The sequence below is a fragment of the Nostoc sp. DedQUE02 genome, from assembly GCF_034531035.1.
Lineage (GTDB): Bacteria > Cyanobacteriota > Cyanobacteriia > Cyanobacteriales > Nostocaceae > Nostoc.
The window spans coordinates 103047-112526 of record NZ_JAVRBY020000020.1 but is presented as its reverse complement, the minus strand read 5'-3'; the positions used below and the strand labels follow the sequence as shown (position 1 = coordinate 112526).

The following is a 9480-nucleotide window of genomic DNA, read 5'->3' as shown; positions in this document are numbered from 1 at the left end:
AATCGCGCAATCGCTTGCTATACAAAAGCTCTAGAATCCAGAAATGGCAAATGTTTTCGGAGAGTGACAGAAGAGGGGTAATTACGAATTACGAATTACGAATTATTTAACACTCTCCTATCTCCCTAATCTTCCTTTGACGGATAAATTAAGATTTTATAAGTATCCGGTGTGGGTGCGATCGCAACTTCCACGGCTGCTGATAAATCTTTTAATGGATAGCGATCGCTAATCAACGCTTTTACATCAATTCGCTGATTAAACACAATATCGGCTGATAAATTCTGAAGCCGATAAGATGAGCTATAACTGCCGATCAAGTCAATTTCCCGACGGTAGAGAATATTGGGATTAATTGGAATTTCCACCTTATCAGGGAATTCGGCGAAAAATAATATTTTGCCACCTTTGCGGGTACTATCAAGTGCTTGAAAGAAAGCTTTCTCACTAGGAACAGCCAGCAGAGTAACATCAACACCTAGTCCACCAGTTAGAGCATGTATTTTTGCCGTTAAATCGGGATCGCGAGCATCAAAAGCCGCTTCTGCACCGACACTCAAGGCTTTATCAATTCTAGAAGGTAGTAAATCAGTAGCGATCGCTTTTGCTCCGAAATACTTCACCAACATAATGAACATTAACCCAATTGGCCCAGCCCCAGTAACTAATACAGTTTGTCCTGGAGCAATTTGAGCTTTTCTCACTGCCTTCAAACAGCAGTTAGTTGGTTCTACAAAACTCGCTTCTTCAAAACTGATATTATCAGGGATGGGAATCAACCCACCATTTTCCACAATATGTCCAGGAACTTTGACATAATCGGCAAAACCGCCGCCACTGGCATTAAAGCCTGCGGTAGTGGAAATGTTTTTGTAAACATCACACATCGAGAAATTATCATTTAGGCAGTAGGCGCAACGCATACAAGGGATGTGGTGCATCACTGCTACCCGTTGTCCAACTTGCCAACCTTTGACATTATTGCCTATTGCTGCGATCGTGCCGGCAGTTTCATGTCCAAAAATGCGCGGCGGTTCATAAAGTGGATAACGAATTTTTTTAATATCTGACTGACACAACCCCACAACCCGCACCTGTACCAGCACTTCATCTGGTTCTAGGGTTGGAACTGGGATATCTTCGTAAGATAGTTGATTAACGCCTCTAAATACCTGTGCTTTCACGTTGGTTTTTCCCCGCTCAACCATACTAGATGTAGCATTAGTCGTCAACGTTAAGCTATTTATTATCGGTTAACTTTACTTTGTTGTAACCCCAGTCACCTCGCTTGCTTACCCATTCGCAGAGCGTCCCGTAGAGATGGGGTACGCTCCAAATTCAAAATTCAATTCTTAGTCTTATGCTTAGATGCAAGTATCTGAACCGATTTCCCATCTTGGAGAGCATCCGTAGGATTAGTAATTAACCTAACATTAGGGCTTAAACCAGAAACAACTTCAACTTCAGTACCATAATCTCGTCCAAGCTCTACTTTCTGGTATTTGACTTTCTTTTCCTTTGTCACAGTGGCTACTTGTATACCATCTGCATTAATCACTAAGGTATTAGCTGGTACTAATAAAGGTGGGTTAGCACGTTCAGTCTTAAAAGTCACTTCAGCATACATCCCAGGACGCAATACATTCTCTGAATTCTGTACTTCAATTTCAGTTAAAAGAGTATTAGAAGTAGCATCCAAGGCATCAGCAGTCCGAATAACTTTACCAGAAAAAGATTTTTTCGGTAGCTCACGAACACGAACAAGCGCATTTTGTCCAGGGTGAATTGATTGCACAAAAGCCTGTGGAACACTAATTCGGATACGTAAATTCTTTGTCTGAGCAATCTTAAATAACCAGGAATTTCCACTATTATTATTGCTACCCGCAGAAATTAAAGCTCCTGAATCTATGTTGCGAGCAGTAATTACACCCGCAAAAGGGGCAACAATTTGTTTGAATGTTTGTAAAGCAGTTATCCGTTGTAAATCTGATTTACTAACACTCCTACTTGCAATAAACGCATTAATGTTAGCTTTCTGGGAATTAATAGCTGCGAGAGCAGTATTTACACTTTCTTGCTCTGAATTAACGCGAGCAATTAAAGTATCTACATTAGCTTGACTTGCTTTAAAAGCACTTTCGCGTTCATCAGCAGTTTGTGTAGTCACGGCTCCTTGCTTTTGAAGTAATTGCCAACGTTGCCAAGTTTGACGTGCTAATTCTAGGTTAGTACGTGCTTGGGCTAATTCCGCCTGTCTAGCCTTGAAGTTAGCTTTTGTTTGAGAAAGATTACTTTGCTTTTGTGCTAAATCTGCCTGAACTTGAGCGAGATTAGCCTCAGACTTTGCCAATTCTGCACGAGCTTGCTGTACATCTTGGTCAGTTTCCGGCGCATCAATTATAGCTAGTAGCTGCCCCTTATTTACGCGATCGCCAATATCCACTAATTTTTTTTGTAAATAGCCACTGGTACGGGCATAAATTGTGGTTTCTTGGCTGGCTTGAATGCTGCTAGGTAGAACTAATTCGGTGAAATTAGCAGCAACTTTTGGTTTAACTACATTAACCGAAGAAGCTTTTTTTGTTGTAGATTTAGCGAAAGCATTTAATTCTGATTGCTTTTGTAAGCGAGGTATAATACCAAGTGCTAAAAGTCCAGTAACAACAAAAGTAGTCATAGCAATAATGGTGATAAAATTGAAGCGACTTTTTTTATTCGTTGCTGCGATATCAGAATTATCAACTTTGGTATTTTCTTGAGTATCCATACTATATAATTCTATTTGATTTGTTGATTTATCGAAATTCTTTAAGAGGATGTTTTAAAAGTCCTCTTGTCGGTAACAAAAACGTTTTCAATCTCCCTAAATTCCCCTTAAAAAGGGGGACTTTGATTCCGGTTCCCCCCTTTTTAAGGGGGGCTAGGGGGGATCAATAAGTGCGAAGATACAGCAAACTACTTTTAAAACATCCTCTAAGATCGCCGACTTCTTTAAGAAGTCGGCGATCTGATTATTCCCGAATAATTTACCGATTGGCTACAGTTAATTTGATAGTAGAAGATAGTTCTTCCTCTAACTCTAAATTTTGGGGTTGTTTTCTGCGTAAAATACTGTAAATTACAGGTACAAAAATTAAAGTTGCCACTGTTGCTGCTAATAATCCACCAATTACAGCACGTCCTAAAGGAGCATTTTGTTCACCACCTTCTCCTAAACCAAGAGACATTGGTAACATCCCCATAATCATGGCTCCAGCAGTCATTAATACTGGACGCAAACGGGTATAACCAGCAGCTAAAGCCGCAGAAACAGCTTTTTCTCCTATTAGACGTTGCTCATTAGCAAAGGTGACGAGCAAAATACTATTGGCAGTCGCAACCCCAATACTCATAATTGCACCCATCAAAGAAGGTACACTAAACGTTGTATTCGTCACAAATAGTATCCAAACAATTCCTGCTAAAGCATTTGGCAGTGCCATCATAATAATGAATGGATCGATCCAAGATTGAAAATTGACTACTATTAAGCAATAAACTAATCCAATGGCAAATATCAATCCTACTTCTAATCCTAGAAAAGATGAATTCATCGTTTCTACTTGACCTTTCACCATAATTGAGGTTCCACGCGGTAACTTCTGCTGAAATTGTCCAACTATTTTATAAATATCGCTGGCTACACCACCTAAATCACGACCTTGAACATTGGCGTAAATATTAAATACAGGCTGTACGTTGTAATGATTAACAACAGCAGGAGCTTTCCCACGTTTTACAACAGCAAGATTGCTTAAAAGTTGTGACGAGCTAGAACCGTTAGCTACAGGAGTATTCTGAATTTTTTCTAGTGAGTTCAGTTTATACTGGGGAACTTGTACTGCTATTAGATAACTGACTCCTTTGATAGGATCGAGCCAAAAATTGGGTGATGTTTGACCACTAGAACTTAATGATGTGAGTAGGTTATTGGCAACATCTCTTTGAGTTAAACCGCTACGTTGTGCTTGAGAACGATCTACATTAATACGTAGGTCTGGAGCATCAACGACTTGATGTAAATGAACATCAACTGCTCCCGGAATTTGAGCTATTTGGTTTTTGATTTGTTTGGCAATTTTGTAGTTATCCCGACGATTTTTCGCTGGGCCTATGACCTGAATATCAATAGGTGCTGGTAAACCAAAATTGAGAATTTGAGTTACTATATCCGCAGGTTGAAAAAAGAAGGTTAATTCAGGGAATTGGGCGGTTAATTTTTGGCGTAGTTGTCTAACATATTGCCAAGTAGAATGATGTTTACCTTCTTTAAGACCGACAAGAATTTCTCCATCACCAGGGCCAATGGTTGCTGTGTCGCTAAAAGCCAGGTTGACTCCACCTACAGGTAAACCAATATTGTCAAGAATAATTTCTAATTCTTCCTCAGGAATAACTTGGCGGATTTCATTTTCAACTTGAGTAAAAATCTGTTCTGTCTTTTCAAGTCGTGTTCCCGCAGGAGCGCGGACATGCAACCGAAACTGACCTGCATCTACTTGTGGGAAAAAGTCTTGACCAACAAAAGGTAGTAAAACTAAGGCACTTACCCAAAAAGCACCAAAGACTGCAAAAACTATACCGCGATGATTTAGAGCTTTGGCTAAAGTATTTCGATAGTTTTGCCGAAATTTCTCAAATTGGCGGTTAAACTGCTCATGAATCCGCCAGAAAATATCTTTTTTGGTAATTACATAACCATTACCGTTATTCTCTAGATTTTCATGTTCAGTATAAAGATGTAGTTCCTTCGCAAGCAGAAACTTTGCCAACATTGGTACTACTGTCCGCGAGAGTAGATAGGAGGCAAGCATTGCAAAAACAACCGCCATTCCTAAAGGCATAAATAGCGATTGTGCCACTCCTGTTAAAAAGACAATTGGGATAAAAACAATACAGATTGCCAAGGTAGAAACGAAAGCCGGAACAGCTATTTGTTGTGCGCCATCTAAAATAGCTTGTTGCAGAGGTTTCCCTTGCCCCAAATTGCGGTGGATATTTTCAATTTCTACTGTGGCATCATCAACTAAAATCCCAACTGCCAGAGATAGACCTCCTAATGTCATAATATTTAGAGTTTGTCCTAGCAATCGCAAAGCAATAATAGAACAAAGAATTGATAAAGGAATGGAGATTGCCACAATTAAAGTGCTACGCCAACTGCCTAAGAATAATAAAATCATCGTGGCAGTTAAACAAGCAGCAATTAATCCTTCCGTTAATACTCCGTGGATGGAAGCTTTAACAAATATCGATTGGTCAAATAAGATTTCTAAATCTAATTCTTTAGGTAATGTAGCTTGAATTTTTGGTAGTCTTTCTTTGACTCTAGCGACAACATCTAAAGTTGAAGCACTACCATTTTTGAGAATAGTTAATAAACTAGACCTTCGTCCATCTCGACGGACAATATTGTTCTGCACTGCAAAGCCATCATGGATTTGGGCAACATCACGTATATAAATTACAGTGCCGTTAATTTGTTTAATTGGTAAATTGTTTAACGCGTCTAAGACTTGGGGACTGCTATTGAGTCGAACACTGTACTCGCGATCGCCTAATTTGGCATTTCCCCCAGGTAAGATAAGATTTTGGGCGCTGATTGCGGTTGTGACATCTGTAGCTGAAAGACCTTTGGCAAATAGTGCCTGCGGGTCAATGTCTACCATAATCTGCCGAGGTTTGCCTCCATAAGGTAACGGTACAGACACGCCTTGAACAGTCGCTAGCTGAGTCCGCAGAAAATTATTGCCGTTATCGTAAAGTTCTTGCTCTGATAGTGATGTGCTGCTAACACTTAGCTGAAGAATAGGTACATTAGAGGCATTGTAGCGAATAATTAAAGGCGGTGTAATTCCTGGAGGTAAAGCTCGAAGAATTGTTTGAGTGTTAGAAGTAAGTTGAGCTACTGCTGCTTCAATTTTTGCTCCTGGTTGGAAGAAAACTTTAATGACGCTAACACCATTGAGTGATTGTGATTCGATGTGTTCAATGTCATTAACAGTGGTTGTAAAAGAGCGTTCACTGCTCGTAACAATACGCTGTTCCATTTCTTCTGGTGATACACCACCATAAGACCAAATCACACTGACAACAGGAATATTAATTTCTGGAAAAATGTCCGTTGCCATGCGCGTAATAGTAACTACTCCTAAAACAAAAATAAGTATGGAAGTAATTACAAAGGTGTAGGGGCGACGAAGAGCAAGTTTAACAATCCACATTATTTTTTAGTTTCAAGTCTTCTTTTTTCTTTAGTCTGTCAGTGCGATTTACACTAAAGGAAATTATTATTTAAATTTTAGTTATTCATTGCTAATTGCCAAATGAATACTTGCTGAATGCCTTTATTTGCAATCAGTTAGATTTAAAAGTACTAAAACTTGTTAATACGGTAAATCGATAGATTTACAGTATTTTATGTAAAATTATCTTTGCATACAGATGTGTAAAATGCAAGACCCTGTAACTTACCAAAACAAATATGTAATATTTCATACGTAATTGCGATAGTACATTTTAAATGTTTGTAGTAAGCACTTTAGTGTTTAGAAAAGTCCTCTTAAACTTGACAAAAGCTGATTTCTAGAGGTGAATTATAAACTCAGCTGATAAAAGTAGAGCCAAGGATCAACCGAAATCAGCTAGATAGCTCAACCCTGGTGGAGGATTTGATCGTGGTTCATCAGACATACATAGCTGATGTCTTAGTTGTTGGTGGGGGAACCGGAGGAACTGCGGCTGCTATTCAAGCGGCACGACGGGGAGCTAAAACCATTTTGGTGAGTGAATTTCCTTGGTTGGGAGGAATGCTAACTTCGGCAGGAGTGTCTGTACCCGATGGCAATGAATTAGAATCCTTTCAAACGGGGTTATGGGGTGCGTTTTTGCAGGAATTGCGACAACGACAGCCTGGAGGATTAGATAACAGTTGGGTAAGCTTTTTTAGTTACGATCCCCGAATTGGAGCAGAGATTTTTGCAGATTGGATGCAGGAATTGCCCAATTTGCATTGGATTTCTGGACAAGTGCCTTTAGAGGTGTTCCGACAAGGTGATTCTATAACTGGTGTCCGCTTTGCTGATTTTGCTATCACAGCCAAGATTATTCTCGATGGCACAGAATTAGGAGATTTATTAGCTTTAGCTGACATCCCTTACCGTTGGGGTTGGGAATTGCAATCAGAGTGGGGAGAACCCAGCGCCCCAGTGACTTTTAACTCTTTAACTCAGAAATATCCTGTGCAAGCGCCCACTTATGTAGTGATTATGCAGGACTTTGGTGAAGCGATCGCACCAGAGATTCCATCTGCGCCTAACTATAATCCATCACAGTTTACAGGTGCTTGGGATGGCTATGGAGCAGAGACATTTTTAAATTATGGACGTTTGCCCGGTGGCCTGTTTATGATGAATTGGCCAATCTGTGGCAATGACTACGGCGAAGGGGTAGGGCGATTGATAGAGTCAGATGTATCCAGAGGTGAATTCATCCCAGAATCTCGCTGGCACAGCCAAAATTTTGCTCATTTCACCCAAAAACAGCTTGGTCGTCGCTATGGTTTAGCAGAAAAAGTATTTCCTCACGCCTCTACAGCTTTTGCACTGCATCCCTATTACCGGGAAAGCCGCCGCTTAGTGGGGCTAACTACTGTCCGAGAACAGGATATTTTGCCGATCGCCAAAGGTAGAGTTGCATCTATATTTAATGATGCAATCGCAGTTGGTAACTACGCCAATGACCATCATTATCCTGGTGTTCAATTCTCACTGCAACCTAAATCCATCCGCTGGGGAGGGCGTTGGACTGGAACTCCTTTTACAATTCCCTACAGTTGTCTAATTCCAGCCGCAACAGATGGTTTCTTGGTTTGTGAAAAGAATATTTCTGTCTCCCACATTGCCAATGGCGCTACCAGATTGCAACCTGTGGTTATGGGCATTGGTCAAGCAGCAGGGATGGCGGCGGCGATATGTGTTGAATTAAACTGCCAGCCGAGGGATTTACCTATTAGAAAGCTGCAAACGGCTTTATTAGAAGATAATCGCTCAAAAGCGCTGATTATTCCTTTGTTTAATCTTCCCCCCAATCGTTCGGATTGGCGGCACTGGCAACTGTATTACTTAGATAACCCACAAGCCTATCCAGTTAGTGGCGATTGCCCTGAATCTGCTTTTGACAAGCCATTAATTCAGGAAAGTAACTGTTTCAAAGGGATTTTTTACCGCTTGGAAGAGCAGGAATATAGATTCACTGTCACAGCACCAGCCACATATCAAGGGCAAAGCTGGCAGCTTGTGACTTTGCGATCGCATATCGACGAGCAATTACGCACTTATCCCCACGAACAATTAGTTACATTGTGGGGTCGTTACAATCACTCTGGTAATTGGTTATTAGTCGAACATTTAAACGGAGGATAAGAAGAGTTTATTTTCAGTAAAACAGAATACTTTTTGATGAATTGTCCGGATATTAATCAAAAAGCTAAGTATCAGTGAAGTGGAGAGTTCCAAAATAGACATTTGCTATGCGTGCTGCCATTTCACTTTTAGTATCGAGTCTGGTGTTCGGCCCCTTAGCTTTTAACTGCCAAGCAATGGTCAATCACTTATCAACAGGGCTGTCTTCCACGCCTGCTTCGGAACAGTGGCTCTCGGCGGCATCTGAACAAGCTTCAGATGATGCGCCACGTCATCGCGGTAGTGGGCGCAGAGAAGTGACACAAAAAGTCCTAACTATCTATGCTGTGGTTTAACTACTGTAAGGTAATGCCTCTTTTCCCAAAGGAACAGAATTACCAGAAAACAGGATGTTGTGCTAACGTCTTTTACACAGCTTTTCTGGCAAAGATATATACAGTTGACACACGAAAGTCTTCAGCGATCGCTTAGTATTTCAACTGCAAACTTTGTATATATAGTTGGTCTCAATCCTGCCGATCAAAAAGCAAATCAAATTAAGTGCTTTGATTCACAGCATTACCAACTCCTCAAAAGCTCTACAACTGTTGCTCATTTTCGGTGGAAAGCTTTGCATCTCAATCCTCAACAGCTCTAGAAATAGATGTTACTTAGGCTATGAGTTAATCTAAAGCACATTTAATTCAGACATTTTGCTTGTTGAGGAAACAGTCTTAAGGCAACTTCACTTTATTCCCCAATAGATTTTCTTCTCATACACTGAGTAGCTGATTATCTACATCAGCTAAAAATTGATCTTTGCTCTAAGCCTGTTTAGCGTCTTTTGCTAAAGCATAAAATCTCTTTCGTTTCATCTCTTGCTTATCTAGCCGATCAATTCGCATGAGTAGTATAGGTTTATTTTACTTGCTAATAAATTTTACTATTCTTAACCTACTCTTGCTCTTGTACCCTGGTTAGCTCTCCTCGCAGATGGCTGCCGACGAAAGAAATATTAAGAAGGATCTGCCAGATC

At 40.4% G+C, this 9480-nt stretch carries 6 protein-coding genes; 3 read left to right on the top strand and 3 right to left on the bottom strand.

The window, feature by feature from the left end:
* Nucleotides 1-125: 125 nt before the first annotated feature.
* The 3 genes from RMX98_RS17470 to RMX98_RS17460 all read right to left on the bottom strand — a co-directional run bounded on the left by RMX98_RS17470 (nucleotide 126) and on the right by RMX98_RS17460 (nucleotide 6266).
* Nucleotides 126-1184 (bottom strand): zinc-dependent dehydrogenase, encoded by a 1059-nt coding sequence (locus tag RMX98_RS17470; protein ID WP_322677041.1) that lies wholly within the window; start codon nucleotides 1182-1184, stop codon nucleotides 126-128.
* Nucleotides 1185-1345: 161 nt separating this feature from the next.
* Nucleotides 1346-2770: an efflux RND transporter periplasmic adaptor subunit gene (locus RMX98_RS17465; protein ID WP_322677014.1), complete on the bottom strand. Its 1425-nt coding sequence runs from the start codon at nucleotides 2768-2770 to the stop codon at nucleotides 1346-1348.
* Between the two features lie 259 nt (nucleotides 2771-3029).
* Nucleotides 3030-6266 carry an efflux RND transporter permease subunit gene (locus RMX98_RS17460; protein ID WP_322677015.1) on the bottom strand — a complete coding sequence of 1079 codons (3237 nt, stop codon included), beginning with the start codon at nucleotides 6264-6266 and terminating at the stop codon, nucleotides 3030-3032.
* 453 nt (nucleotides 6267-6719) lie between these two features.
* Between RMX98_RS17460 and RMX98_RS17455 the strand changes: the two genes are divergently transcribed.
* The 3 genes from RMX98_RS17455 (at nucleotide 6720) to RMX98_RS17445 (ending at nucleotide 9102) form a co-directional block, all read left to right on the top strand.
* On the top strand, nucleotides 6720-8465 hold the full coding sequence (locus RMX98_RS17455) for an FAD-dependent oxidoreductase (RefSeq protein WP_322677016.1): 1746 nt from the start codon (nucleotides 6720-6722) through the stop codon (nucleotides 8463-8465).
* Between the two features lie 107 nt (nucleotides 8466-8572).
* Nucleotides 8573-8800: a heterocyst-inhibiting protein PatX gene (gene patX, locus RMX98_RS17450; protein WP_322677017.1), complete on the top strand. Its 228-nt coding sequence runs from the start codon at nucleotides 8573-8575 to the stop codon at nucleotides 8798-8800.
* A gap of 59 nt (nucleotides 8801-8859) precedes the next feature.
* The gene (locus RMX98_RS17445) at nucleotides 8860-9102 is read left to right on the top strand and encodes a hypothetical protein (protein ID WP_322677018.1); all 243 of its coding nucleotides are present in this window, start codon (nucleotides 8860-8862) and stop codon (nucleotides 9100-9102) included.
* Nucleotides 9103-9480 lie beyond the last annotated feature (378 nt).

Coding starts and splice junctions, on each gene's coding strand:
- RMX98_RS17465 (WP_322677014.1), bottom strand. CDS start 2,770: ATGGATACTCAAGAAAATACCAAAGTTGATAATTCTGATATCGCAGCA.
- RMX98_RS17460 (WP_322677015.1), bottom strand. CDS start 6,266: ATGTGGATTGTTAAACTTGCTCTTCGTCGCCCCTACACCTTTGTAATT.
- patX (WP_322677017.1), top strand. CDS start 8,573: ATGCGTGCTGCCATTTCACTTTTAGTATCGAGTCTGGTGTTCGGCCCC.